The following is a 26,981-nucleotide window of genomic DNA, read 5'->3' on the forward strand; positions in this document are numbered from 1 at the left end:
GAACATTCGGTCATCATCGCTGTCAGGAGGTTGACGCTTGATGCTGCCGACCTCACGTTTCGGAGTTCCGATCCGTCGTATCTGATGAGAGTGTCGTGGGTTGTCATGGTCCGCAGGGCCGCGAAGCGGTCCTCTCAGAGAGGCGGAAGATGTCGCACGAGGAGCCGGCAGTGGTCCCATCCGGGGGTGACGCGGACGTTGTTGCCGAACGCCGTCGCCTCGTTTCCCTGGCCTACAGGATGACGGGAACTCTGGCAGATGCGGAAGACGTCGTTCAGGAGACTTACATTCGGTGGTACCGGCTGACAGAACAGGAACGCGGCGAGATCCGCAGTCCTGCAGCCTGGCTGACCCGAGCCGCCGGCCGAATCGCACTCGACGTGCTCAGTTCGGCCAGAGCTCGTCGCGAGAAGCAGATCGGACAGTGGCTGCCGGAACCGATCCCATCCGACCTCTTCCTCGGCACGGGAGCAGCCTCAGACGCCGCTGTCGGTGTGGTGGAGGATCCGCTGGACCGAGTGACCCTCGACGACGCGGTGAGTACTGCGCTCCTGATGGTGCTGGAGTCCATGACTCCGGCAGAGCGCGTCGCGTTCGTGCTGCATGACGTATTCGGCACTCCGTTCGACGAGATCGCAGACCTGGTTGGACGTTCGCCCGAAGCCACCCGTCAGTTGGCTTCCTCTGCGCGGCGACACGTGCGTGAGCGGCGTACTTCTGTAGTCGCCTCGAAGACACATGACGACGTGGTTCGCGCGTTCCTGGCCGCGAGTCAGGGAGGGGACATGCGACTTCTGATGAGAACTCTCGCGCCTGAGGTCGAGTTGCGGGCTGATGGCGGCGGAGTGGTGCGCGCCGCTCCCAACGTCGTCACGGGATCCGATCGCGTTGCGCGTTTCCTCATGGGCGTCATGCAGAAACAGCCGGAGCTCGTGTTCGAGGAACGGCGCACCGCGGACGGCTTGGGATACGCCTTGACTCTGGGCGGACGACTTTTCGGCATTGCCAGCTTCCACGTTGAGGGGGAGCAGATCACCGACGTTTGGCTTGTGCTGGACCCTCGCAAGCTCGGCGAGTGGGTGACCCCCGGTCAGATCACCGAGTGAGCCTGACATTCACCGTGCCTGTGCCGTCAAGTACATGAGGGCATCGAGCCGCTCGCGCTGCGGGAGGTTCCTGCTGCGCTGAGAAAGGGAGTCGAAGATGAAGATTGCAGTCGCGGGTGGAACCGGCACCGTGGGAAAATACGTTGTGCAGGCGGCGCGTCGTCGTGGTCACGAGGTGGTCCTCTTGACACGCAGCAACGGCGTAGATGTCCTTCAGGGCAGTGGCATCGACAAAGCCATCGCAGGGGCGGATGCGGTCGTCGATGTGCTCAACGCGACCACGCTGTCGACCAGAAAGGCGGTCGAGTTCTTCGAGTCGGCGTCGCGACAGTTGCTGAGCGCGGAGACTCGTGCGGGAACGCCGCACCATGTGGCGTTGTCGATCGTGGGAATCGACAATATCGACACGTCGTACTACGCCGGAAAGCTCGCTCAGGAACGTCTCGTTGCCGCATCCGATGTGCCTCACACCATCGCTCGTACCGGCCAGTTCCACGAGTTCGCTGAGCAGATCGTCGCGCAGACCACCATGGGTGCGCTGACCCTGATTCCGAAGACTCTTACTCGGCCCGTTGCCGCCGAGGAGGTCGGCGAACACCTCATCGCTGTCGCCGAGAACGAACCCACTGGTCGGGCAATCGATCTGCTCGGTCCTCGGGACGAGTCCTTGGCCGACATGGTTCGCCGGATGTACGCGCACGACGGAACGCGACGTCGGGTGCTGGAGTTGCGTTTCCCTGGCACTTACGGGCGAGGTCTGGCTTCCGGCGAGCTCCGCGGCGGCACCTCGAAGACAACTGCGCGCAGAACGTTTGACGAGTGGCTGCGCACCGGGCATCACGCCGAGTAGTCCGCCGGGTTCGGCTCTTCCTCGTGTCAACTGCGCCGAGCACCGACAGACGTGCGTCACTCCCTTCCACATGGTCTACCGACGCCCGGCGTCGAGAACGGGATTTTCATGAGCAACCGCGCCCACCTTCCCGGTGACACTGCGAGCGATGACCCACGCGTCGGCAGAATCCAGCTGGCTGCTCTCATCGGCTCCATCGTCATCGCCGCCGTCGTCGGTACATGGGCATACTTCTTCCCGGCGCAGTTCTACGATCACTTCCCGGCAGTCCTGGGCGAGTGGATCTCGCAAGACGGGCCGTACAACGAGCACCTGATCCGCGACCACGGCGCCCAGTACCTCGCACTCGGGCTGGCGAGCGTCTTCGGCCTGTTCTGGCACTCCCAGATCGGCTACCGGCTCCTCGGTATCGCATGGACCACTTTCGGGGTGCTCCACTTCCTCTATCACGTCACGCATCTCAGCCACTTGTCCGTATCGGACCGGATCAGCCAGGTCATCGTTCTCGGCTTCGCTGTCCTACTCGGTGTCGGCCTCTTCATCCCGCCGCGGCGCCGTCCTCGCCCTGCGTGATGGATACATCGGCGCATCAGGCGGCGCTCGGCACCCATGGCGGCAGCTGACCTGACGGCCACGTTCTCGAGGAGCGACAGATGCCGAAAAGAGCCTCACCTTCCACGCTCATAGATCGTGGGAGGTGAGGCTCTTCGACTCGAGATCAGGTCGGGCCCGGCGGGTGGAATGGGTCAGCTCGCGAGCGGGATGTCGCGGATCGGGTACAAGGTCTTTCCCACGTGGTACTCGCCGCGAGGCACCATCGCGTCCTCAGCGCCAAGGCTTTCCACCGTGACGACGTCTCTGGGGTCGCCGGTGGCTGCCAGCGTGCCGCGGAGCAGGTCGTCCATGTGGAACCGCTCGGGCCCGGCGATCTCGACGTCGCCGAGGGGGCCGCCGGACAGCGTCACCTCGACCAACAATGCAGCGAGTTCGTCGAGCTCTACCGGCTGGATCAGGTCCCTCGGAGCGAGAACCTTGCCGTCCACCGTGTGCTGGTCGGCCAGCACGGGAACGTAACTCTGGAACTGCGTCGAGCGAACAACGGTGTAGGGAATCGAGCCCGCCTTGAGCGCCCGCTCTTGCGCCACCTTTGCCAGGTAGTAGCCGATGTCCGACCCGTCTTCGTCGCCGACGCCCACGATGGACAGGAGGATGTGGTGCCTCACACCTGCCTCCTCACCGGCGGCCGTCAGCGCGCGGGTCGTACCGTCGAAGAAGCTGACCGCGCCTTCTTCGTCGAAGCGATTGGTGTTGAGGACATTGACGATGGTGTCCACGCCCTCCAGAACCTCAGCCACTCTCGTGCCCTCGATGTAGTCGACCCCGTCATCCAGGCCGCCGGACACGACCTCCACGCCGCGCGACTCGAGAAGATCTGCAACCTTCGATCCGACTCGACCTCGTCCACCGGCAATGAGAACTTTCACTTTCGCTGGCTCCTTCACGTGGGGTGGCGTTTCCACCCTCTACATGAGTGACGACGCGAACGCTCCCGATGTGAGGTTCGATCTGCCTACCGCAGAACACAACCACGCCCGTGCGCTCCGTGCGGATACAGCACTCGTGACAAAAAGGCTGCACACAAACGGGTTTCGGCAATATCGGCCATGCTCTCACGAACAATGCTGCGAGCCTGGCGTCCCTGATCCGGACCCGGCCGCACGGTCGGCGGCTGTGACCTCGCTCGAGGTGAGGACCGGTGACGAAAGTCCGACGAGATCGTTGCCCCAGGACAGGGTGCGCGGAGCTCTCGCCGCTGCGCGGTGGACTGTGCGACGAGGCGACGCCTCACCCCACGCCGCGAGCGTCACCACCACACCGACCCCACACCGAGACGGACACCGCCAACCCGTGCGACCCGGCCACGAACACGCCGATCGCTACGACAGCGAACCCGGCACCGGTGGCCGGCGCGACCAGCCGGTGTCGCCGACGCCTTCTTCTGAGCCGGCCGGCCAACTCGACGGTGTGCTGATCGTTGCGCGGAGCGGCTCGCTGAGACCCCCCAAAGACCTGTAGGCAACGCCGGAATCGTCGGATTGACCCGGATCGCGAGATCCGCTGCGCGCGAACGGGTGACGCCATCTGATCGGCGGCCTACCATCGCGCTGACGGTGACGGACCGGCCGATGTGCCCGCCGCCTCGAGCGAGCGGAGGTCCGCATGGTGAGACGACTGCTGAGCGTGGTGGTGGCGATCGCCGCCGTCGCGCTCGTCGCGGGCTGTTCGTCGAGCTCGACCTCGGCGCCGCCCACGTCGTCCGTGGCATCGTCGTCGGCCGGGTTCGTCGCGCCACTGACGCAGTTCGTGCTGCAGGAGCGCGACATGCCTGCGGGTTTCCGGTCGATGTCGCTGACCGACCAGCAGCGGTCGGCCACGATCGCGGACGTCGGCGGGCCGGCACCGGGATCGACGGTGAGTCCGGCGCAGTGTCAGCCGGATCCGTCTCTCGTCCCGGCGCCGACCGCCAGCCGTCACGCGGTTTCGGCGTTCGTCGACCAGGCTTCCGGTGTGCTGGTGACCAGCACCGCGTCCCGTGAGGACCCGACATCGGCGATCTACGCCCGCTACCACGTCGACGGGTGTGGGACACGCACCGTCAGGACGTCGTCAGGGACCGTGTCCGTCACCGAGACCCGGATACCGATCGTGATCCGCGGGGTCACCGATCCCGTTGTGGTGGAACAGACGTCCAGTGTTTCGCTTGCCGGGTTCGCGCAGTCGACGACCCACGCGTTGATCGCCGTGTTCGACGTGAAGGGCACGACGGTGACGGTGAGCCGGCGCTCGCTCACCGGCGTCGACCTGAACCGTGTCGCTTTTCAGCAGTTGGTCGGGATCGCGGCGGCCCAGGCGTTGGGGACCTGAAAGTCGGCTGAGGGATCCGACTCTGGCGCTGCGAATCTCAGATTCCCGGCCCACAGTCACAGGCGCATGACCGATGCATTCCGTGAGGAGACACCATGACCGACATCCGACACCCCGCCCGATGGACACGACGGATCGGTGCCGCCGCCGCCGTGACGGTGGGCATCGGCCTCGCCGCCGGTATCCCGGCTGCGACCGCGTCCGCCGCGCCGATCCAGTGCTCGCCGCAGGCCCACGCAGCCGCCGTCGCCCAGGCGGCGCCCGCGATCGCCGGTGTGCTGGCGCGCCACCCTGATCTGGCCGCCGAGCTCGCGCATCTGCGGACGCTGCCGAAGAACCAGCGCCGCGCCGAGCTGAAGGAGTTCCGCAAGGCCCACCGCGAGGAGTTCAAGGAACTGCGCCAGGCGCGGACCCCGATCCGCGACTACCGGCAAGCGTGTCACCCCAAGCGCAAGTGACCTGATCCGGAGTCCCGCCGTGCCCGGTCGACCACATGGTCGGCCGGGCACGGTCGTGTCTCAGGCCTCCATGACCTTCTCGGTGGGGAGGTCACCGACGGGGCAGTCCGCGACGCCGATGGTCTCCCGGGTGATCGACTCGACGGCATGCTGCGTCGCCTCGGCGTCGTTCACCCAGTTCCGGTAGAAGTCGAAGGGGCACTCGGCGACTCCCTTGTCGCCGTCACCGCCGGCGTGGACTCCGGTGTATCCGCGGTGCAAAAGCTTGAACAGGTGGTTCTGCGACTGGTCGTTGGCGCGTGCGTCGCGGATGGTCGACAGCGACAGCTGCGCGTACTGGACGCCGTACTCCTCCTCACCGCACTCGCCGAGCGTCCGGCCGTCGAACCCGATGATCGCGCTGTGCCCGAAGTACGAGTACACCCCGTCCCATCCGGTCGCGTTGGCGACCGCGACGTAGCAGTTGTTCGCCCACGCCATGGCCTTCGCCATCAGCACCTGCTGCTCCTTGGCCGGGTACATGTAGCCCTGCGGGCGCACGATGAGCTCGGCGCCCTTCATCGCGCAGTCCCGCCAGATCTCCGGGTAGTTGCCGTCGTCGCAGATGATCAGCGAGATCTTCAGGCCCTTCGGCCCGTCGGAGACGTAGGTCTGACCACCGGGATACCACCCCTCGATCGGCGTCCACGGCAGGATCTTCCGGTACTTCTGCCGGATCTCGCCCTGGTCGTCGATGAGCACCAGCGTGTTGTACGGCGGCTTGTTCGGGTGGTCCTCGTGGCGCTCACCGGTGATGGAAAAGACGCCCCACGTGCGCGCCTCCCGGCATGCGGCGGAGAAGATGTCGGTCTCGTCGCCGGGGATCACCGACGCGGTCGCGTACATCTCGTCGGGGTCGTACATGATGCCCTGCGTCGAGTACTCGGGGAACACGACGAGGTCCATCCCCGGCAGTCCGCTCTTCATGCCGACCACCATCTCGGCGATCGTGTGTGCGTTGGCGATCACCTCGTCGCGGGTGTGCAGCCGCGGCATCTTGTAGTTGACCACCGCGACCCCGACGGTGTCGGGGCTGGACGAGATGTCTCCGTGGCGCATGGATGGCTCCTGATCTGGCGATGATGCTTCCATCCGGAAGCGTATTGAGAACGGTATCGAGACAGCGATGACCAGCGTGTTGCGCTGGTGTTCACAACTCATGACACGGCCCACCGCCGTGTATTTTCATCTGGAACGAGAGGGGTCCGAGTGTCCGGCTTCGCCACCCAGCGCTTCCACGACCTGTCGACGGGGGCCGGTTTCCGGCTCGGTGACCTGCGCTCGCCTGCGGCGCTCCGAGACGGGCTGCGGGGCGCGGTCGTCGGGCAGGACGAGGCGGTCGAGGCCGTCGTCCGAGCGCTGACCATCGCCGCCGTCGGGCTGCGGGATCCCCACCGGCCCATCGCCTCACTGCTGCTGGTCGGCCCCACCGGGGTCGGAAAGACCGAGCTGGCCCGGCAGGTCGCGCACCACGTGCGGGGCGACGTCGACAACCTGTGCCGCATCGACATGAACTCGCTCGCCCAGGAGCACTACGCCGCGGCGCTGTCGGGAGCACCGCCCGGATACGCCGGGTCGAAGGAGCAGTTCTCCCTCTTCGACCGGGACGCGGTGGAGGGCACGGCGAGTCGGCCGGGCGTGGTCCTGTTCGACGAGGTCGAGAAGGCTCACCCCACGGTGCTGCGCGCCCTGTTGCAGATCCTCGACACCGGCCGGCTGCGTCTCGCGTCCGGCACCACGACGATCGACTTCCGCAACGCCATCGTGCTTCTCACGTCGAACCTCGGATCGAGGGAGGTCCACGACCTGCAGCGCCGGTCCCTGCGGCGGCTGACCGCCGCGGTGCGCGGACGGGGCCCGCGTGAGGTCGTGACCGAGCGCGTGCGCTCGTTCTTCGATCCCGAGCTGCTGAACCGTTTCGACGAGATCGTCGTGTTCGACTCCGTCGAGCGCGGCACGGCGCGGACCGTCGTGGACCGCGAGATCGACCGTCTCGTCGCGACCGTCGCCCATCGTGGCGTGGAATGCCGGGTCAGCGACGACGCACGAGAAGCGCTGCTGCAGAGGGCCTTCGACGTCCGGTACGGTGTCCGCGCCCTGCACCGCTCGCTCCGGGTGCATCTCGTCGCCCCGATCGCGGCGGTCCTCGCCGACCGCGACGGCGACGGACCTGCCCGGCTGCTGGTCGACGTCGTCGGCGGGGACGTGGTCGTCACCGTCCTGGACGGAGGTGCATCGTGACCTCCGACGACACCCCGTCCGTGGGCGTCCTGCTCGCGCGCGCGACGCGCGCCGTCGAGGAGCGGATGGCGCCGGTCCTCGACACGCTGGGTGTGACCGCCGACCAGTGGCGCGTCCTCGTCGTGCTGGGAACGTCCGCCGGCATCACGATGAGCGACCTCGCCCGGCTGTCGGTGCTCTCGGCGGCCGGCGCCACGCGCGCCGTCGACAGCCTGACCGAGCGCGCGCTCGTCTATCGACGCGCGGACCCCACGGACCGGCGACGGGTCGTCGTGTTCCTCAGCGCGCACGGCGCGTCGAGGATGGCCCCCGCGCTGGAGGCCGCCGCGCGGATCGACGCGGCGATCGCCGCCGAGATCGGGTCCGCGCGGTTCCTGGCCCTCGGTGACGGGTTGATCCACCTCGTCTCCGCGGCGGACGGTGCGCTCGCCGGCGAAACGTCGGCGTAATCGGGCGGTGTCACCCTGGGGTCGAGATCCTCGACGACGGACGGCGGGTGAGGCGATGCGTATGGGAGTGGTGATCCCGCGCAGTGGTCCGTCCGGGATCTTCGGACCCTCGTGTGCGGCCGCGGTCCAGGTCGCGGTAGACGAACTGAACGACGGCGACGGAGTGCTCGGTGAGCCCGTCGAGGTCAGCGTCGTCGACGGCGGAGCCGGCCCGGACGCGGTGGTCCGCGAGGTCGCCGAGATGTGCGGTGAGGTCGACGCGCTGGTGGGCTGGCACGACTCGGCGGTCCGACGCGCGCTGGTCGCGGCGCGCACACCGACGGTTCCCTACGTCTACACCGCGACCTACGAGGGCGGCGAGGCGTCCGACGGGGTGTTCCTCACCGGCGAGACGCCTGACCGTCACGTGCTGCCGGCGATGCGGTGGATGGGCGAGGAGCTCTCCGTCCGGCGATGGGCGGTCGTGGGGAGCGACTACGTCTGGCCACGGCGCACCGCGGCGCGGGTTCGTCAGGCCGCTCGTCGGTCCCGCGATCTCGAGGTGGTGTCGACGACGTTCGTGCCACTCGGGTCCACGCGCTTCGGCCCGGTACTCGACGCCGTCGAGCGGGCCGAGGCCGACGGTGTGCTGGTCCTGCTGCTGGGGTCGGACGCCGTCGCGTTCAACCGGGCATTCGCGCGCCGGGGCCTCGCCGATCGCTGCGTGCGCCTCGGACCGCTGATGGACGAGAACATGCTCCTCGCGTCGGGTGCGAGTCGGGGTCTGTACTCGACGGCCGGATTCTTCGAGAACCTCACCAGCGCAGACGGGTTGGCGCTGGGCGCACGGTACTTCGGGCGGCTCGGCAGCTGTGCGCCGCCGCTGACGTCACCGGGCGAGTCGTGCTACGAGGGCGTCCGACTGCTCGTCGAACTGGCCCGGCGCGCCGGCTCGCTCGACAGCGCGGCGATCAATCGGGCTGCGGCGGAGGGGTTCCGCTACGTCAGTCCCCGCGGGGACGTCGTGTTCGACGGCCGCCACCTCGCCCAGGACGTCTACATCGCGGCAGCGGACGCTCTCGAGTTCGACGTCGTGGCGCAGGTGAGTGCCGTCGCCTGACCCGTGGAGGTCAGGACTCCTCGGGGTTGGGACGTGTCTGCTCGGTCCACCCCTCGCCGTCGTGGTAGCGCTCGATCGACGGATCGTGCAGGTCGGGGTACCAGCCCTCGGGCGTGGGGGGAGGGGTGGAGCGGGCGAATCGGATCGCCGGGCGGATCGCGCCCACCAGCACGGACACCACCAGCACCACGATGACGATGATCAGCCAGGTCTGCACTCGTCGAGTATGACGGTTTGTCCGCTATATGTACTCAAGTCTCATCGTCCCCTCGTGCACCGTCTGTACCCGTGTTAGGTTCAGCCGTCTGAATTGCCGGTGGTGGATGAGGTATGTCTGTGATGCGCCGAACCGTGTACGTGGCGATGGCAAGTTGTGCGTTGGTGCCCTTCGCCGTCGCTGCTCCCGCCGTCGCCGCGCCCGCCGCCGCGGCGGTGCTCCCCAGCTCGGGATGTGTCAACGACCTCCCGCAGCCGGCGCGCCCCGGCAGCCCGCTGCGCCCGCGGATCGACTTCGGTCTGCCGTACCTGCAGTTCAAACCGGTTCCGCAGTTCGGGCCGCAGAACTCGCGCCAGCGCATCCCGTCGCCACCGCCGCCGAAGGACCCGTGCAAGGACCCCTGCCCGGACATCACCGATCCGCCGCCGCCGGCGGCCTCCGTCGGATCCGGGTCGGGCTCCATCGCCGTCCCCAAGATCACCTTCACCCCGCGGCCCATCGCGACGATCCCGGTGCCGGTCCCCGGGGGCACGCCCCCTCCCGCGCAGGCACGCCCGCCGGCGCAGAACCCCGCCGCCGTCGCGGGCGCCGTCACCGCGAAGCTTCCGAACCCGCGCGCGGGTGGGCTGAACTACGTCGGCCAGGTCACCGGCCACGGGTCGACCAGCCGCACCGACAAGCGATACCAGGTGAACGGCACCGACCTCGGCATCATGTGGGAGGCGTCGCCGGACAGGGTCGCCGTCGCGTTCGGTGACACCTTCGGCAAGGGCTTCCGCCCGCCCGGCGCCAACGGTGGCGACTGGCGGTCGAACACGCTCGGCTTCTCGACGAACAAGAACCTCGCGCGCGGCCTCACCATCGACTCCATGGTGCAGGACAGCCGCTGCCACGCGGCCGAGGTGATCGCGAGCCGCAAGATCAACTACGTCGAGCAGACCGTCATCCCCACATCGGGTTTCGCGGTCGGCAAGCGGCAGTACATGAGCTACATGTCGGTCAACAACTTCACGGTCCCCGGCCAGTGGTTCACCAACTACGGCGGACTCGCCTGGTCCGACGACGGCGGATCCACGTGGACCAACTCGCAGTACGCGCGCTGGGACAACTTCTTCGGGCAGTCCAAGTTCCAGGTGTCGTCGATGGTCCCGGCGGGCGGCTACGTCTACATGTTCGGCACGCCCAACGGTCGACTCGGCACCACCGCCCTGGCGCGCGTCCCCGCGTCGGACGTGCTGAACAAGACCGCGTATCAGTACTGGGTCAACGGCACCTGGCGGCCCACGGCCAACGGGGACCAGGCGACGCCGCTGTTCGGCGGGCCGACCGGTGAGCTGTCGGTGCGGTACGACGCGGCGGCGCAGCTGTGGCAGGCGACCTATCTCGACGTCGTGCGCGGCGGCATCGTGCTGCGACAGTCGAAGTCACCGCAGGGTCTGTGGTCCGAGCCGACGCTGCTGATGTCGACCGCGCAGTACCCGCAGCTCTACGGCGGGTTCATGCACCCGTGGTCGACCGACAAGGACCTGTTCTTCACGGCGACGACGTACACCTCGTACAACGTCGACCTGATGCACATCCGCACGAACTGATCCGGCGCGGGCGCGGCTACCGTCCGCGCGGTGCGGTGAGGTCGTACAGCGTCACCCCGTCGACGACGCGCGGGGTGAAGTGCGTGGTCACCCAGCGCGTGATCTGCGCCGACGCGCGGTCGGGGTCTCGGCCGCCGAACAGCGCGAATCCGCCGATGAACCAGTGGATCTCCCGGTCGCGCACCAGGTGCTGGAAGCGGGACAGTGTCGGCGCCGGGTCGCTCCCGGCGAACCCCCCGATCGGCATGACGGGGCGCTGCGTCGCGAGCTGATACCCGGCCGCCGACAGCGAACTGACGGTCGCGGCCGCCCACCGGAAACGATCGCCGCCCGCGGTGAGCAGGTCGGTGACAGACCTCGGCGGTGCCTCGCCGGTGAACAGCCGGCGCGCGGTGCGTGCGGCGGCGGCGCCTCCGGGAAGCTGCGGCGCGCGGGAGCCGCTGCGCGCGAACGGGAACGACGTCGTCGCCGGGCCTGCACTGACGAGGCCACCGATTCGCGGGGTGGCGACGGTGTCGATGGAATAGGCGACGGGGCCGGCGAGCCCCGCGACGAGGGCGGCGGCCACCATGGCGACACCGATGCGACGCCCGGGGCGCACGGCGTCGACGAGGAGTGCTCCCGTGGCGACGACGGCCGCGACCACGACGAGCCAGGGCAGCCAGCCGACGAATCCCGGTGTGCGCCGCAGAAACACCACGGCCACGACGGCGGTGATGATCAGAGTGGTCACGAGTGACGCCCGGACCCGGCGGCGCCGGCGTGCCTGCCACCCGCGGACGGCACCGACGCCGACGAGGATCGCGATCGGCGGCGCGAACGCCAGCGTGTAGTAGGGGTGGAAGATGCCGGCCATGTAGCTCATCAGCAGGGCGTTCGACGTGAGCCACAACCACGAGAACACGAGTGCCGCACGCTCGGGGTCGGTGCGAGGGGCCCGGCCCCGCAGCGCGATCGCCACCACTCCGAGGATCAGCGCGGCGGGGATCAGCCAGGCGATCTGTCCGCCGACGGCCGGTGAGAACATGCGCAGCGGGCCGGTCTCGCCGCCGAACATCGCCATCATGTGGCCCATGCCCGCGCCACCCGGTGCGCCGCCGATCCCGCTCGCCTCGTCGCCGGTGACCCGACCGAGGCCGTTGTAGCCGACGGTCAGCTCGATGATCGAGTTGTGTTGCGTGCCGCCGATGTACGGCCGTGACCCCGCCGGCCACAGCTCGACGACGAGCACCCACCATCCGGCGGCGACGACCAGCGCCGCGAGCGCGGTGAGGAGCACGACGATCCGGCGACCCAGCGGTGCCGCGGCGACCACGAGGTAGGTGACGGCGATCGCCGGGACGATGATCAGGGCCTGCATCTGCTTGGTGAGGAACGCCAGACCCAGCAGGCCACCGGCGAGGACGGCCCAGCGCAGACGCCCGTCGTCGAGGATCCGGACGGTCGCCCATGCCGCTGCCGTGAGCAGCAGGACAAGCAGTGCGTCGGGGTTGTCGAAGCGGGACATCACCACGAGGACCGGGGTGAGCGCGAACGCCGTGCCGGCGAGCAGGCCCGCGGTGGTGCCGGCGATGCGTCGACCGATCGCGTACACGATCGCGACCGTGGCCACACCCATCAGGGCCTGCGGCACCAGCACCGCCCACGAGTCGAGGCCGAACACCCGGACCGCGAGACCGGGGATCCACAGGGAGAGTGGGGGTTTGTCGACGGTGATCGAGTTGGCCGCGTCGGACGAGCCGAAGAACCAGGCCTTCCAACTCTGGGAACCCGCCTGGATCGCGGCGGCGTAGAAGTCGTTGGCGTAGCGGTTGATCGAGAGGTCCCACAGGTAGAGGGCCGCGCTCCCGACGAGCAGCGCCACGAGGCCGAGACGGTGCCACGACCGACCCGGCGTCGGGGTGTCGACGGCCTCGGCGGGCGCGTCGGCGACGGCGGTCACGCCGCTGCCTCCGTCCGGATGTGGCGTCGGAACACCCACCGCAGCGCGACGAACCGGATGACCGTGGCCACGAGGTTGGCGACGATCAAGACGGTGAGGTCGACGTGCTTGTCGGCATGGGGGAAATCGACGTGCAGGACGTACAGCGCGCCGGCGGAGATCGCCCAGCCGACCAGGAAGATCACGATGCCCTGCAGATGGTGGCCTGCGGCACCGTCCCGCCCACGCACCCCGAAGGTGAAGGCGCGGTTGGCCCACGTGTTCAGCACGGCCGTGATCAGCAGCGCGAAGAAGTTCGCCGGCTGCGCACCGACGACGGGATGCAGCAGCAGGTAGAGGACGGCGAAACCGATCGTCGACGCGACGCCGATGATCCCGAAACGCACCAGGTGCCCGATCATCCCGCGGGGGACACCGGTGACCTCGGGTTCGTCGAGGCGGTCGCGCCCGATCGTCCGCCGCAGCTCCGCGATGGGCAGGTCACCGCGGCTGATGGCGCGGGCCACCCGCCAACACCCGCGTAGATCGTCGGTGGCGGTGCGGACGATGTCGACCGAGGAGTCGGGGTCGTCGACCCAGTCGACGGGGATCTCCGCGATGCGCAGGCCGACGCGTTCGGCGAGCACGAGCACCTCGGTGTCGAAGAACCAGCCGGTGTCGGCGACGAGCGGGAGCAGACGTCGTGCGACGTCGGTGCGCATCGCCTTGAAACCGCACTGCGCGTCACGGAAATGGGTGCGGAGCGCGGTGCGCAGGATCAGGTTGTACCCGCGGGAGATGACCTCACGCTTGGTCCCCCGCACCACGCGGGACGAATACGACAGCCGCGATCCGATCGCGATGTCCGAGTGACCCGACAGCAACGGCGCGACAAGCGGGACAAGCGCGTTGAGGTCGGTGGAGAGGTCGACGTCCATGTAGCAGACGACCTCGGCGTCGCTGTCCCGCCAGGCGGCGTTGAGAGCGCGGCCACGGCCCTTCGCGTCGAGGTGGACGGCGCGCACGCCGCCGATGCGCTCGGCGAGCGAGCGTGCGACGTCGAGCGTCCCGTCGGTGCTCGCGTTGTCCGCGATGGTGATCCGGGCCGAGAACGGCACCGAGGTCCGCAGGTGCGACGCGAGCCGGCGCACGCAGCGCTCGAGACCGGCCTCCTCGTTGTACACGGGTACGACGATGTCGAGCGTCGGCGACGGGTCGGTGTGGTCGAGGACGACGACCATCCCGGGACGGTCGACCTTCGGTGGGGTCGTCATGCGGCGAGCCTCGCTGTGCCGGAGCGGATGTCGGATATGTCGCGGTCGTGAGTACCGCTAATGATCCGAGTGTACGTGCGTGCGCCCGGCCCGACTGCTCGCGCGAGCTCAGTCCGCGGTGGTCTCCGCCACAGTCGCGGGAGCCTGCTCGCTCCCGGCCAGGCGCGCGTGCCGTCGTCCGTAGACGAGGTAGACGACCATGCCGATCAGGAGCCAGACCAGGAACCGGATCCAGGTCGCCACGACGAGATTCGTCATCAGGTAGATGCACGCCAGGGCGGAGACGATCGGCACCACCGGGGAGAAGGGGACCCGGAAGGGGCGCTTCATGTCGGGCTTGGTGCGCCGCAGCACCGGCACCGCGATGGACACCACGAGGAACGCGAACAGCGTTCCGATGCTGACCATCTCCGACAGCTCGGTCAGGGGCACCAGGCCACCCAGGATCGCGACGAAGATCGTGGTGCCGACGGTGAAGCGGAACGGTGTGCCGAACCGCGGGTGCGACTTCGCCACCGCCTGGGGCAGCAGACCGTCGCGGCCGAGGGCGAACCCGATACGACTCATGGCGATGATGTCGACCAGCGTCACCGAGGTCAGTCCGGCGACCGCGGCGATCGCGATGAGCGTCCCGGCCCAACTCGCGTCGTTGGCGTCGAACGCCTTCGCGATGGGTGCGCTGACGTCGAGGTCGGTGTACTTCTGCATGCCGGTGACGACGAACGCGACGAGCACGTACAGCGTCGTACACAGACCCAGGACGATGAGCAGCGCGCGGGGGATGTCGCGCGCCGGATTACGCGTCTCCTCACTGAGATTCGCGACCGCCTCGAACCCGGTGTAGGCGAAGAACACGACCGCCGCGGCGGTGAAGATCCCCGCGACACCGTAGGTCGCGGGCTCGAAACCGCCGATCCACCGCAGCAGTGGCTGATCGAGTGTGCCGACGGATTCGGTCGACGACACGGACTTCGGGATGAACGGGACGAGGTTGGCCTTCGTGACGAAGAACGCGCCGACGACGATGATGAACACCGAGATCGCCACCTTCACGAGGACGAGGGTGTTGGTCACCCGCGCGGACTCTTTCACCCCGATGGCCGCGACCGCGCCGAGCACCAGGACCAGGGCGACCGCACCGATGTTCACCGGCGCGTCCTCGGTGAAGAGGGACTTCGGGAGGTCGAACAGGTCGGCGAGATACCCCGACCAGCTGCGCGCGACCACCGCTGCGCCCAGGGCGAACTCGAGGACGAGGTCCCACCCGATGATCCACGCGAAGACCTCGCCCAGCGTCGCGTACGCGTAGGTGTAGGCGCTGCCGGCCGTGGGGACCGACGACGCGAGCTCGGCGTAACAGACCGCGGCGAGCATGCTGACGACGCCGGCGACGAGGAACGAGATGACGACGGCGGGCCCGGCGTTCTCCTTCGCCTGGAGGCCCGTCAGGGTGAAGATGCCCGTCCCGATGACGATGCCGACACCGAAGCCGACGAGGTCCCTCGTGGTGAGGGTCTTCTTCAGACCCCGCCCCTCGCCGTCGCCGGCGCCGCTCTCGACGTCGCGGTTGATGGCCTCGACGCTCTTCGTCCGCAGTATGCCCACCGACCTGACGCTACTGCGCATGTCCGGTTGGCCGACGTGGACCGCGCCAACGGAGGCGAAAATGTCCGACTCGCAGGGCATGATCGCGACCATGCAACTGGATGAGGAGCAGCGGGATCGAGCAGTCGGCGCCCTGCTGGGGAGTGCTGTCGGCGACGCGGTCGGGGCGGGCTACGAGTTCACCCATCCGCCGCAGGACGTCGTCGTCGACATGATCGGTGGCGGTCCGTTCGACTGGGCGCCCGGGGAGTGGACCGACGACACGTCGATGGCCACCGGCGTCACGGCGGGGCTGTCGACCGGCGCGGTCGATCTCGACGCCGTCGCGGAGGCCTTCGTCGCCTGGTACGACACCCGGCCCGCCGACATCGGGAATCAGACACGGTCGGTGCTCACCCATCGCGACACCACCGCCGCGTCGATGGCCGCCCGCGCGGCGTCACTGTCGGGACGGACCGGAGGCAACGGGTCGCTCATGCGGACCGGCCCGGTCGGCGTCGCGTTCGTCCGGTCCGACGACGCGGCGTGCGCGCAGGCCGCCGGTGACATCAGCGACCTCACGCATTCCGACCCGCAGGCACGCCAGGCCTGCGAGCTGTGGTCGGTGGCCATCGCCCGGGGGATCCGCACGGGACAGCGGTCCGGTCTGCGGGAGTACCTGACCGAGCGCGAGGCCGACGTGCGCGCCTTCTGGGAGCCCCTGCTCGACGCGGCCGAGTCCGGCAATCCGTCGGACTTCTCGAACAACGGCTGGGTGGTGCACGCCCTGCAGACAGCGTGGTGGGCGCTGACCAGGGCCGACGGCGACGTCGTCGGGACCATCGAGAACTGCGTGCGTGCCGGTGGCGACACCGACACCACCGCGGCCATCGCCGCGGCGTTGGCCGGCGCGTGCGCGGGGACCTCCGGGATCCCGTCCCGGTGGACCGACATGCTGCACGGGTACCCGGACTGGACCGCGACGGACCTCCGGGCCGCCGCGTTGCGTGTCCTCGGGGAGGACCCGGTCGACACGCTCGGGCACTCCTGAACCGATCCGCCGACGCCATCGATGCAGGTGAGGCGTAGTGTCAGGGAGGTACCGACGCGTGAGACACCAGCTGGTGTCCTGTGATTCTCGGTGCGGCATCGCCCGGTCACTCCGCCGGGTAGATCGGAGCGTCTGATGACGCCGTCCCCCTCCACCAGCACCGTGTCCGTCGAGCGCGAGACGGGCCGTGTCGCCCTCAAGGGCAGGCCCACCCCCAGCGACCAGGTCGACGGGGCGTGGTGGCCGTTCTCCCGCGACCTCCCCGAGGAGGTCGACCTGCTGCTGCCCGCCCTCGGGGATCGTGTCGTCGCCGTCGGGCGTGTGGTGTTCCACGCCGGCGACTGGGACTCGCCCCGCGGGCGAATGCAGCACGCGGGCTCGGTGATCCGTCTCGACGGGTACCGCTTCTGGCCCTCGCACCTGGTGAAGATCCGCGCCGTCGCGGACACCGATGCCCTCACCCTGATGGTCATCCCGCCGGAGACCGCGGCGGACACCGCGGCGACCATCCTCGAGCAGTGCTCGGCCGACGGCTCGGTCGTCACGGTCGACGACATGACCGCGTTGCTCCAGCGATCCGCGACCTGAGACGACCCGCCCGGACAGGGCCCCTGACGGTGATCGACCACAGGCCCGGTAGGGCAGTATTGGGCCCATGGCCGACTCGCGACCCCATGTCCTGATCATCGGCGGCGGATTCGGCGGGGTGTACGCCGCGCGTCGGCTGAAGCGCGCCGATGTCCGCGTCACCCTGCTCGACCGGGGGACGTCGCACGTGTTCCAGCCGCTGCTCTACCAGTGCGCGACCGGGTTGCTGTCCGAAGGTGAGATCGCGAGCCCGCTGCGACACCTGTTGCGGCGCAACAAGAACCTGTCGGTGCTGCTCGGTGAGGCGTCGGGCATCGACGTCGACGCGAAGGTCGTGACGGCGACACGCTTCGACGGCACGACGTTCGAGGTCGACTACGACCACGTCATCGTCGCGGCGGGGATGCGGCAGAGCTACCACGGCAACGAACAGTTCGCGATGTACGCGCCGGGCATGAAGACCGTCGACGACGCGCTCGCCATCCGCCGGAAGATCATCTCGTCGTTCGAGATCGCCGAGACCCTGCCGACCGCCGACCTGCGCAAGCCGTGGCTCACCTTCGTCGTCAGCGGTGGCGGCCCGACCGGCGTCGAACTCGCCGGGCAGATCCGCGAGATGGCGACGCGATCGCTGTCGAAGGAGTTCGACACCATCGACCCGACCGAGGCCGACGTGATCCTGGTCCACGGCGGCGAGCGGGTGCTCGAGTCGTTCCACCCGAAGCTGTCGGGGAAGGCACAGAAGATCCTCGACCGGATCGGCGTCCGCACCCTGTTGGGCCGCCATGTCACCGACGTGTGCAGCGACTACGTCGTCACCACCGACAAGAAGACCAAGGCCACCGAACAGATCGACGCGCACACCATCCTGTGGACCGCGGGCGTCGAGGCGGTGCCGTTCGCGCACGCTCTCGCCGAGGCGACGGGAGTGACACAGGGCCGCGGCGGCACGATCCCCGTGCAGCCGGACCTGACCATCGCCGGCCACCCGAGCATCTCCGTCGTCGGCGACGTGATGAGCCTCGACGAGCTCCCCGGCGTCGCCGAGGTCGCCATGCAGTCGGGGTTCCACGCCGCCGGCAACATCGCGCGTGTCGTCGAGGGCAAGTCGGACCCGCGGACACCGTTCACGTACCGCGACCTCGGCACGGCTGCCTACATCGCCCGCTACCACGCGCTGCTGCAGTCGGGCCCGATCCGGCTGTCGGGTTTCCTCGGCTGGCTCGGGTGGGGCGGCATCCACATCACGTTCCTGGCGGGGACGCGGAACCGCGCATGGACGCTGGCCAGCTGGGCCACGACCATCATCGCCGGCAGCCGCGGCGAACGCGCCATCACCTACGGCGACCCCGACACCGCCCGCCGGCCCTACGCCTGACGGATCGGCCCGCTCGGCGGGGAGTTTTGTCCCGCTCGGCGGGGAGTATCGGCACTGTCGGCGGGATCTGCCGCACGGTCGGCGGGATCTACTGCACGGTCGGGGAGTTGCTGCCGTCGTCGGCGGCGGCCTCGTCGCCGTCGTTCTGGCTGACGATCTCGTAGGTCGGGTCGATGATGACGGTGCCCTTGCGACCCTGACGGGCCTTGCCGCCGGCGCGGACCAGCTGGCCCGGCACCAGATCGCTGCCGGTGCTCCCGTCCTTGCCGGTGAACCGCAGCCGCATGAGCCCGCTGTCGTCGGTGACCTCGACGATGTGCACCTCGTCGTCGTCGATGACGCGGTCGAAGGTGTCGCGGACGCGGCCCTCGATGGTCCCGCGGTGCCCGGGGATGAGGCCGCTGATGGCCAGCACCGACGACGAGCTCTCCGGGGCGTCGTGGTCGGCGATGTCGCGATCGGTCTCCTCGGCCAGTCGGGCCTGGAAGGACTCGACGCGGCGTGCGAGCCGCTCCTCCATGAGATCCGGGAACGCCTTGCGGATCTCGGCCTGCACGTCGAACGGGATGATCGTCGCCGCCGCGTGCGGGATCTCGCTGATCGCGCGGGAGATCTTGTCGGCGCTGCGGTCGTGCAGGAGGCGGCCGAGCAACGGCGCGTACGTCCGTCGCGGGAGCAGCACGGTCACGTGCGATCGCGGCGCGGCCGACAGGGCCTCGACGACCAGTCGCTGCACGCCGCGGGTGATGCGGCGGTCGGGGCAGTCGATGATCTTCAGCGGCGTCGTCAGCCCGTAGTGCTCCCACCGCTCGCGCAGCTTGCGGGCCTGCGCGGCGTCGACGACGAGGTGCACCGCGATGAGGTCGTCGGCGCGCAGACCGTGCCCGTAGCGCAGCGCCTCCAGGACGGCGAGGTCGACGGAGTTCACCAGCACGAACGCGGTGTGGCGGGCGTAGTTGACCTGCTCGGGCCGGTTCGACCGGAACTCCTCGAGGATCGCGGCCTCCGCGCGGTACTCGCGGTTGAGCCGGATCAGGATGAACACCAGCAGCGGGAACACCACGACGACGAGCCAGGCGCCCTCGGTGAACTTGGCGACCGCGAAGATCGCGACCACGATCGTCGACAGGATTCCGGCGCTGAGGTTGATCGCCAGCCGGTACCGCCACCCCGACTCCTTGTGCGTCAGATGGTGTTTCGTCATCCCGAAGCCGGCCATCGCGAAGCCGGTGAACACGCCGATCGCGTAGAAGGGGATCAGCGCGTTGACCGAGCCGCCGGTGACCAGCAGCAGCACCACCGCGAGGACGGTCAGCACGATGATGCCGTTGGAGAACACCAGTCGGTGCCCGCGTTTGCCGAGCTGTCGGGGCAGGAAGCGGTCGGCGGCGACGAAGTTCGCCAGTGCCGGGAACCCGTTGAAGCTGGTGTTGGCGCCGGTGAACAGGATGGCCGCGGTCGCGATCTGCAGCAGGACGTACAGCGTGGTGCCCACCGCGCCCGACCCGAACACCGCGCGGGCTATCTCGCTGAGCACCGACGGGTACCCGTCGACGTACGGCGTCGCGTGGGTCTCGTGCGCCAGCCAGGCGACACCGCTGAGGAGGACGAACAGGATTGTCGCCATCACCGTGAGCACCCGACGGGCGTTGGTGCCCTCCGGCTTCCGGAACGAGCCGACGGTGTTGCTGATCGCCTCGACGCCGGTGAGCGACGAACCGCCGTTGGCGAACGCCCGCAGCAGCACGAGGATCGTCGCACCGGCGATCAGTCCGCCGCCCTGGTGGACCTCGACGGTCCCGGGCAGCTCCGACGGGATGTACCGCGGCAGGCCGGTGGTGAAGTCCTTCACCAGACCCACGGCGATCAGCAGCAGCACCATTCCGGTGAAGAAGTAGGTCGGCAAAGCGAACGGTCGACCCGCCTCACGCAGGCCACGCAGGTTCATCAGGCACATCAGCAGCACGACGGCGACGGTGATCTCGAGGCTGTACGGCCCGAGCACCTTCACCGCCGACACCACCGCGACGGTCCCGGCGGCCGCCTGGACGGCGACGGTGACGACGTAGTCGATGAGCAGCGCGGCCGCGGCGATCTGCGCGACCCGGGGGCCGAAGTTCTCCCGGGCGACGACGTAGGAGCCGCCCGCCCGGGTGTATGCCATCACCACCTGGCGGTACGACGCCGCGACGAGCACGAGGATCGCCAGGATGACGCCGGTGATCGGCAACAACAGCGAGAACGCGGCGATGCCGGCGTAGGGGAGCAGCTCGACGAGGATCAGCTCGCTGCCGTACGCGGTGGACGAGATGGCGTCCGGCGCGAGGACACCGAGGGCGACCGGGTTGGTGAGCCGTTCGTCGCGCAGCTGATCGGTGATCATCGGCTTGCCGAGGAACAACCTCTTGAAGCCGTACCCGAGCGATTCGGGCACGTCCCGCGACAGCTGGAGGTCGACGGCGCGGCGGGAACGCGACGCGGGTTGCTGCGACATGACGACCCTCTCGAAAGTGCTCGACCGCCGAGACATTACGCAGCCGTGACCGGCCCCGTGGCGGCAGTGGCACGCCGCGTGAGCAGGTCCGGACATATCCGGCGCGTCCGGTCGGCGGACACGCCTCCGTCGGGTGTCGCGAAGGTCCGATTACGCCGACTTCTCGCTGCTAGTCTCGGTTTTCATGTCCGCCGCACCGACGCTCGACCGCCCCGACGGCAGCGACGCACGCCCCACCCCGTCGACGGCCCCGGCGCGCCGACCGCGACCGTCGCGAAACCGTCAGGACACCTTCGCCGAGCACGTCGCCCGGTGGTCGTCGCGGCTTCTCACCCTCGCCGCGGTCGTCTCGCTGCTGTCTATCCCGCTGCGGCACTTCCGCGTCACCGATGTCGTCACCGACATCCTCGGAGCGCTGAACCTCCCGGCCGACCCGAGCATCTTCGTCGTGTGTCTGGTGCTGGCGCTGGCGGGCGCGGTCCGGCGCCGGTTCAAAGGCGCCCACACCGCGCTGATGCTCGTGATGGCGTTGTCGGTGCTCGACGACCTGCTCGCGCTGATCACCTTCTACACCGACGACATCACCGTCGACGACGGCTACGGACAGTTCCGTACGTCCGTGGTGACCGCGTCGGTCGTCTTGGCGATCGGCGTCGTGGTCTTCGTGGCGGTGGCGTTCTCGCGCCGCGCCTACACCGCGGAACTCGCGCCCGGATCGGTTCGGACGGCGCTGGCGGTGCTCGTGGGCGGCATCCTCACGTCGTTCGTCGTCACGTTCGTGCTCACGATGCTGTTCCCCCGTCGACTCCGCGGGCTCGACGAGAAGGCCGTCTGGTCGCTGCGGTCGACCTTCGGTGACCGCGCCGACCTCGGCGACGCGGTGCTCCAGGGACACGAGGGGCACCACTGGATCTACGCGGCCGCGGGATGGATGTCGGCCATCGCGCTGATCCTCGCGCTGGTGACGCTGTACCGGGCCAACCGCGACAACGACTTCGTCGACGCCGACGAGGAACTGCGCGTGCGCGAGCTGCTCCTGCGCTTCGGCGAGGACGACTCGCTCGGGTATTTCGCGACGCGCCGCGACAAGTCGGCCGTGTTCTCCCCGGACGGCAAGGCGGCCGTCACCTTCCGCGTGGTCGGCAGCACCAGCGTGGCCAGCGCCGACCCCATCGGTGATCGGGAGTCGTGGCCGGCCGCCGTGCAGGCATGGCTGGAGAACTGCCGCGTCCACTCGCTGCACGCCGCGGTGCTCGCGGCGAGCGAGGCGGGCGGTCGGGTGTACCGCGGGGCGGGGCTGCGGACGCTCGCGATCGGCGACGAGGCCATCATCGACGTCGACGACTTCACGCTGCGCGGGCAGTCGATGAAGCCGGTCCGTCAGGCCGTGAACCGCGTGACCGCGGCGGGGTACACCACCACCATCCGCCGCCACGGCGACCTCACCGCCGAGCAGCTCGCCGAGGTGGAACGGCTCGCCGACGAGTGGCGCGGCGAGGAGACCGAGCGCGGGTTCTCCATGGCGCTCAACCGTGTCGGCGACCCCGTCGACGATCGCTGCCTGATCATCTGCGCCCACGACACCGACGGCCGCATCCGCGCGTTCCTGTCGTTCGTGCCGTGGGGCCTGCGGGGTGTGTCGCTGGACCTGATGCGCCGCGACCGCGCCGCGGAGAACGGTGTCAACGAGTACCTCGTGGCCCGACTCATCGAGGCCTCGCACGACCTCGGGGTCCGACGGATCTCGTTGAACTTCGCCGTGTTCCGGTCGGTGTTCTCCAGCGCCGAGCGTGAGGGCGCCGGCCCGATCACCCGCGCCGTCGACGGTCTGCTCGGATTCGCCTCGCGCTTCTATCAGCTCGAGTCGCTGTACCGGTCGAACCAGAAGTACCACCCGGTGTGGGTGCCCCGGCTGCTCTGCTACCACCCGTCGCTGACGGTGATGCGCGCCGCCATCGCCGTCGGTGTCGCCGAGGGTTTCCTACCGCATCTGGGCCCGAAGTTCCTCGTCGGCGACAAGACGCCGGAGGAACAACCGCGACGCACCGATGCCGAGTTCCTCGCGCGCGTCGCCGAGCTCGACGACCGGTTCCTCGTCGCCCGCGCACCCGCGCCGCGCCTCAACGACCAACAGCGCGTGCGGATGTCGAAGCTCGAGCGGATCCGCGCCGAGGGCGACGAGGCGTACCCGGTGTCGGTGCCGCGCACCGACCGCGTGGCCGACGTCGTCGCCGCGCACGCAGGTCTCGCCGCGCGGGAGCGCACGGGCACGACGGTGTCCGTGGCGGGCCGCATCCGCGCGATCCGCGACCTCGGCGGCGTCGAGTTCGCCGTCCTCGAGGACGACCGCGCGCGCATCCAGATCCTGTCCGACGCGCGCGTCGCCGAGCGCGGCATGCACGAGACCTTCCGCCGTCGCGTCGACACCGGTGACCTGGTGAGCGTGACCGGTGAGGTGGTCGCGTCGCGCTCGGGAGAGCTGTCGATCGCGATGTCGTCGTGGCGGATGGCGGGCAAGTGCCTCAACCCGTTGCCGACGCTCGGCGCGGAGATCGGCGACGACGTCCGCGTCCGGGACCGGCCGCTGGACCTGCTGACCAACCCCGACGCCGTCGACCTGCTCCAGAAGCGGTCGCGCGGGGTCCGGGCGCTGCGCGACACCCTGCAGGGCAACGGCTTCGACGAGGTCGAGACACCGATGCTGCAGACCGTGCACGGCGGCGCCTCGGCCCGACCGTTCAAGACGCACATCAACGCCTACGACCAGCAGCTGTTCCTGCGCATCGCGCCCGAGCTGTACCTCAAGCGACTGTGCGTGAGCGGGATGGGCGCGATCTTCGAGCTGAACCGCAACTTCCGCAACGAGGGCGCCGACGCCACACACAACCCGGAGTTCACCTCACTCGAGGCGTACCAGGCCTACGGCGACTACAACTCGATGCGCGAGCTGACCCGCGAGTTGATCCTCGCGATGGCCGTCGCGATCAACGGCGAGCCGGTGGCCTACCAGCCCGACGAGAACGGTGAGCGTCAGAAGGTCCGGCTCGACGGCGCCTGGCCGATCATGACCGTGCACGAGGCGGTGTCGCGGGCTGCCGGGACGTCGCTGACGTCGTCGAGCACCCAGGCCGAGGTCGCCGCGGTGTGCGCCGAGCACGGCGTCGAGGTCGCCTCCGAGATGCCCGCCGGGAAGATGGTGATGGAGCTCTACGAGGCGCTCGTGGAGAAGCAGACCCGTTTCCCGACGTTCTACTGCGACTTCCCCAAGGAGGTGTCTCCGCTCGCGCGGCGTCACCGCACCGACCCCAGGCTGACCGAGCAGTGGGACCTCGTCGGGTTCGGCGCCGAGCTGGGCACCGCCTACTCCGAGCTCACCGATCCCGTCGACCAGCGCGACCGCCTCACGTCGCAGTCGATGCAGGCCGCGGGCGGGGACCCGGAGGCGATGAGCCTCGACGAGGACTTCCTGCACGCGCTCGGGTACGCCATGCCGCCGACCGGCGGTCTCGGGCTCGGCGTCGACCGCCTGGTGATGATGCTGACCGGCGTCACCATCCGGCCCACGCTGACGTTCCCGTTCGTCCGACCCACCCAGTAGCGCACGCGTGTCGGTACCGTCGTCGGCATGGTGATCGCGGACACGCACGGGCAGCAGATCCACGGCGTCGGCGGCGCCGAATGGCAGGCATGACGTCCGCGACGCCCGGCCCGCACCCGCCGGTCCTGCACCGGATCCACCACGTCGCGGCGCCGGCGGTCGTGGTGCTCGTCCTGCACGGCGGCAAGGTGCGCAGTACCGAACCGGCCCAGACGAACCACCTGTCCGCCGCGCGGATGCGGCCCTTCGCGCGGGCGGTCGCCCGCACGATGCCCGACGCCGCGGTGCTGATGCTGCAGTACCGCTTCCGGGGGTGGAACGGCGCCGACCGCAGCCCCGTCGCCGACGTGCGGTGGGCCCTGGACAAGATCCGCGACCGCCACGGTGACGTGCCCGTCGTGCTGCTGGCCCACTCGATGGGCGCCCGTGCCGCGGCCGCCGTCGCCGACGACCCGTCGGTCGACTCGATCGTCGCGCTGGCCCCCTGGTGGCCCGACGGCACCGAGACCGACCTCATGCGGCCCGGCCAGCACCTCCAGGTGCTGCACGGCCGACTCGACCGGTGGACCAGTCCCAAGCTCTCGCTGCAGGCGACCCTGCGCGCGGCCGACCGCGGCGTCGATGCCCGCTGGCTGTCGATGGGACTGGCCGGACACTTCATGCTCATGCGGCCCTGGGTCTGGACCCGCCGCGTGGTCGCGGCGGTCGGTGCCGCGGCCGCCCGCATCGCCGATGAGAACCACGAACCCCAGGAGAACCTGCGATGACCGCCACCCAGACCGCGACGACGCGCACCACGACCGGTGCGGCACAGACCATCGCCGAGCTCCTCGCGCCCTACGTCGGCGGCGAGCTGCCCGTGCACCTACGCGCGTGGGACGGCAGCGAGGCCGGCCCCGCCGACGCGCCCGTCGTGGTGCTGCGCAGCCCGGACGCGCTGCGTCGCCTCCTGTGGAGCCCGGGCGAACTCGGGGCCGCGCAGGCCTACGTCACGAACGAACTCGACGTCGAGGGTGATCTGAACGCGGCGCTGACCCACGTGTGGTCGGTGATCGCCGAGCGTGATCTCGCGCGTATCTCGATCACCCCGTCGCGGCTGGCGCGTCTCGTCCGGTCCGCGGCGAAGCTCGGTGCGATCGGCCGACCGCTGCCCGCCCCGGCGAGTCAGGCCGTCGTGAAGGGCAAGCTGCACACCCTCGCGCGCGACCGCGCCGCGATCAGCCACCACTACGACCTCTCGAACGACTTCTACGCCCTCGTCCTCGACCCGAACATGGCGTACTCGAGCGCCTACTTCACCTCCGACGCACCCGATTACACGCTGGAGCAGGCGCAGCGAGACAAGCTGGACATGGTGTGCCGCAAGATCGGGCTCGACGCACGCCCGGGCATGCGGTTCCTCGACGTCGGATGCGGCTGGGGATCGCTGAGCCTCTACGCGGCGCAGACCTACGGCGCGCAGGTCACCGGCGTCACCATCTCGAAGGAACAGAAGGCGTTCATCGACGCCCGGATCGCCGAGCGCGGCCTCGGCGACCGCGTCGAGATCCGCATCCAGGACTACCGCGAGATCCCCGACGGTCCGTTCGACGCCGTCGCGTCGATCGAGATGGGCGAGCACGTCGGTCAGGAGAACTACCCGACGTACACGAAGGCGTTGCACGACAACGTGATCGAGGGCGGGCGCGTGCTCATCCAGCAGATGTCGCGCAAGAAGGGCGACAACCCCGGTGGCGGCCCGTTCATCGAGCAGTTCATCGCCCCGGACATGTTCATGCGCCCCGTCGGTGAGACGGTCGCGATGATCGAGGAGTCCGGGCTCGAGGTCCGCGACGTGCACGCCATGCGCGAGCACTACGTGCGCACCGTCGACGTCTGGTACGAGACGTTCGAGAACCGCTGGGACGATGTGGTCGCCATGGTCGGTGAGGAGGTCGCCCGCGTGTGGCGGCTGTACCTCGTCGGCGGCGGGATGGCGTTCCGTGACGGCCGTATGGGTGTCGATCAGATCCTGTCGGTGCGGCCCGACGCCCGCGGCCGCTCGTCGATGCCGCCGGTCCGGAATTTCTGAGCGACGCCCCGACGCTGACCTCGACGTCAGCGTGCATCACCCGAGC

At 69.3% G+C, this 26,981-nt stretch carries 22 protein-coding genes; 15 read left to right on the forward strand and 7 right to left on the reverse strand.

Annotated elements, in window-relative coordinates:
* The first annotated feature begins 149 nt into the window (after positions 1-149).
* The 3 genes from sigJ (at position 150) to Q1A98_RS15900 (ending at position 2,529) form a co-directional block, all read left to right on the forward strand.
* Positions 150-1,106 (forward strand): RNA polymerase sigma factor SigJ, encoded by a 957-nt coding sequence (sigJ, locus tag Q1A98_RS15890; protein ID WP_299575299.1) that lies wholly within the window; start codon positions 150-152, stop codon positions 1,104-1,106.
* Positions 1,107-1,203: 97 nt separating this feature from the next.
* On the forward strand, positions 1,204-1,956 hold the full coding sequence (locus Q1A98_RS15895) for an SDR family oxidoreductase (RefSeq protein ID WP_299575301.1): 753 nt from the start codon (positions 1,204-1,206) through the stop codon (positions 1,954-1,956).
* 108 nt (positions 1,957-2,064) lie between these two features.
* Positions 2,065-2,529: a hypothetical protein gene (locus tag Q1A98_RS15900; RefSeq protein ID WP_299575303.1), complete on the forward strand. Its 465-nt coding sequence runs from the start codon at positions 2,065-2,067 to the stop codon at positions 2,527-2,529.
* A gap of 173 nt (positions 2,530-2,702) precedes the next feature.
* On the opposite strand, the gene Q1A98_RS15905 is transcribed toward Q1A98_RS15900, so the two are convergent.
* Positions 2,703-3,458 carry an SDR family oxidoreductase gene (locus Q1A98_RS15905; RefSeq protein WP_299575305.1) on the reverse strand — a complete coding sequence of 252 codons (756 nt, stop codon included), beginning with the start codon at positions 3,456-3,458 and terminating at the stop codon, positions 2,703-2,705.
* Between the two features lie 718 nt (positions 3,459-4,176).
* Between Q1A98_RS15905 and Q1A98_RS15910 the strand changes: the two genes are divergently transcribed.
* Positions 4,177-4,881, forward strand: a complete 705-nt coding sequence (locus Q1A98_RS15910) for a hypothetical protein (RefSeq protein WP_299575307.1) — start codon at positions 4,177-4,179, stop codon at positions 4,879-4,881.
* Positions 4,882-4,976: 95 nt separating this feature from the next.
* Positions 4,977-5,339, forward strand: coding sequence for a hemophore-related protein (locus Q1A98_RS15915; RefSeq protein ID WP_299575309.1), 363 nt, complete (start codon positions 4,977-4,979; stop codon positions 5,337-5,339).
* A gap of 60 nt (positions 5,340-5,399) precedes the next feature.
* On the opposite strand, the gene Q1A98_RS15920 is transcribed toward Q1A98_RS15915, so the two are convergent.
* Entirely contained in the window at positions 5,400-6,437 is a 1,038-nt protein-coding gene (locus tag Q1A98_RS15920) for an aliphatic amidase (protein WP_299575311.1), read from the reverse strand.
* 150 nt (positions 6,438-6,587) lie between these two features.
* Between Q1A98_RS15920 and Q1A98_RS15925 the strand changes: the two genes are divergently transcribed.
* From Q1A98_RS15925 to Q1A98_RS15935, 3 genes are read left to right on the forward strand one after another with little or no spacing between them, the layout of a single operon-like run.
* Entirely contained in the window at positions 6,588-7,619 is a 1,032-nt protein-coding gene (locus tag Q1A98_RS15925) for an AAA family ATPase (protein ID WP_299575313.1), read from the forward strand.
* A complete protein-coding gene (locus Q1A98_RS15930) occupies positions 7,616-8,068 on the forward strand; it encodes a MarR family transcriptional regulator (RefSeq protein ID WP_299575315.1) in 453 nt (150 codons plus the stop codon). Before Q1A98_RS15925 ends, Q1A98_RS15930 begins: the two co-directional genes overlap by 4 nt.
* A 55-nt stretch (positions 8,069-8,123) precedes the next feature.
* The gene (locus Q1A98_RS15935) at positions 8,124-9,167 is read left to right on the forward strand and encodes a substrate-binding domain-containing protein (RefSeq protein WP_299575317.1); all 1,044 of its coding nucleotides are present in this window, start codon (positions 8,124-8,126) and stop codon (positions 9,165-9,167) included.
* A 10-nt stretch (positions 9,168-9,177) separates the two neighbouring features.
* Here Q1A98_RS15935 and Q1A98_RS15940 read toward each other — a convergent pair whose 3' ends face one another.
* On the reverse strand, positions 9,178-9,384 hold the full coding sequence (locus tag Q1A98_RS15940) for a DUF2510 domain-containing protein (protein WP_299575319.1): 207 nt from the start codon (positions 9,382-9,384) through the stop codon (positions 9,178-9,180).
* Positions 9,385-9,506: 122 nt separating this feature from the next.
* Here Q1A98_RS15940 and Q1A98_RS15945 point away from each other — a divergent pair, with 122 nt between their 5' ends.
* Positions 9,507-10,976 (forward strand): DUF4185 domain-containing protein, encoded by a 1,470-nt coding sequence (locus Q1A98_RS15945; protein ID WP_299575321.1) that lies wholly within the window; start codon positions 9,507-9,509, stop codon positions 10,974-10,976.
* A 16-nt stretch (positions 10,977-10,992) separates the two neighbouring features.
* Here Q1A98_RS15945 and Q1A98_RS15950 read toward each other — a convergent pair whose 3' ends face one another.
* From Q1A98_RS15950 to Q1A98_RS15960, 3 genes are all read right to left on the reverse strand, one after another.
* Complete coding sequence (locus tag Q1A98_RS15950; RefSeq protein WP_299575322.1) at positions 10,993-12,918, reverse strand: glycosyltransferase family 39 protein; 1,926 nt, start codon at positions 12,916-12,918, stop codon at positions 10,993-10,995.
* Positions 12,915-14,138 (reverse strand): bifunctional glycosyltransferase family 2/GtrA family protein, encoded by a 1,224-nt coding sequence (locus tag Q1A98_RS15955; protein ID WP_299575386.1) that lies wholly within the window; start codon positions 14,136-14,138, stop codon positions 12,915-12,917. Before Q1A98_RS15955 ends, Q1A98_RS15950 begins: the two co-directional genes overlap by 4 nt.
* 141 nt (positions 14,139-14,279) lie before the next feature.
* Positions 14,280-15,776, reverse strand: a complete 1,497-nt coding sequence (locus tag Q1A98_RS15960) for an amino acid permease (protein ID WP_299575323.1) — start codon at positions 15,774-15,776, stop codon at positions 14,280-14,282.
* A gap of 61 nt (positions 15,777-15,837) precedes the next feature.
* On the opposite strand from Q1A98_RS15960, the gene Q1A98_RS15965 reads away from it, so the two are divergent.
* The 3 genes from Q1A98_RS15965 to Q1A98_RS15975 all read left to right on the forward strand — a co-directional run bounded on the left by Q1A98_RS15965 (position 15,838) and on the right by Q1A98_RS15975 (position 18,772).
* The gene (locus Q1A98_RS15965; protein WP_299575324.1) at positions 15,838-16,806 is read left to right on the forward strand and encodes an ADP-ribosylglycohydrolase family protein; all 969 of its coding nucleotides are present in this window, start codon (positions 15,838-15,840) and stop codon (positions 16,804-16,806) included.
* Between the two features lie 135 nt (positions 16,807-16,941).
* On the forward strand, positions 16,942-17,394 hold the full coding sequence (locus Q1A98_RS15970) for a DUF5994 family protein (protein ID WP_299575325.1): 453 nt from the start codon (positions 16,942-16,944) through the stop codon (positions 17,392-17,394).
* Between the two features lie 67 nt (positions 17,395-17,461).
* Positions 17,462-18,772: an NAD(P)/FAD-dependent oxidoreductase gene (locus Q1A98_RS15975; protein ID WP_299575326.1), complete on the forward strand. Its 1,311-nt coding sequence runs from the start codon at positions 17,462-17,464 to the stop codon at positions 18,770-18,772.
* A gap of 88 nt (positions 18,773-18,860) precedes the next feature.
* Here Q1A98_RS15975 and Q1A98_RS15980 read toward each other — a convergent pair whose 3' ends face one another.
* A complete protein-coding gene (locus tag Q1A98_RS15980) occupies positions 18,861-21,266 on the reverse strand; it encodes an amino acid permease (RefSeq protein WP_299575327.1) in 2,406 nt (801 codons plus the stop codon).
* Between the two features lie 184 nt (positions 21,267-21,450).
* On the opposite strand from Q1A98_RS15980, the gene lysX reads away from it, so the two are divergent.
* The 3 genes from lysX (at position 21,451) to Q1A98_RS15995 (ending at position 26,935) form a co-directional block, all read left to right on the forward strand.
* On the forward strand, positions 21,451-24,864 hold the full coding sequence (lysX, locus tag Q1A98_RS15985) for a bifunctional lysylphosphatidylglycerol synthetase/lysine--tRNA ligase LysX (protein WP_299575328.1): 3,414 nt from the start codon (positions 21,451-21,453) through the stop codon (positions 24,862-24,864).
* 89 nt (positions 24,865-24,953) lie between these two features.
* The gene (locus Q1A98_RS15990) at positions 24,954-25,631 is read left to right on the forward strand and encodes an alpha/beta fold hydrolase (RefSeq protein WP_299575329.1); all 678 of its coding nucleotides are present in this window, start codon (positions 24,954-24,956) and stop codon (positions 25,629-25,631) included.
* Positions 25,628-26,935 (forward strand): cyclopropane-fatty-acyl-phospholipid synthase family protein, encoded by a 1,308-nt coding sequence (locus tag Q1A98_RS15995; RefSeq protein ID WP_299575330.1) that lies wholly within the window; start codon positions 25,628-25,630, stop codon positions 26,933-26,935. Before Q1A98_RS15990 ends, Q1A98_RS15995 begins: the two co-directional genes overlap by 4 nt.
* Positions 26,936-26,981: the final 46 nt, after the last annotated feature.

This window comes from uncultured Williamsia sp. (assembly GCF_947494875.1).
In the GTDB taxonomy this organism is placed as follows: domain Bacteria; phylum Actinomycetota; class Actinomycetes; order Mycobacteriales; family Mycobacteriaceae; genus Williamsia_A.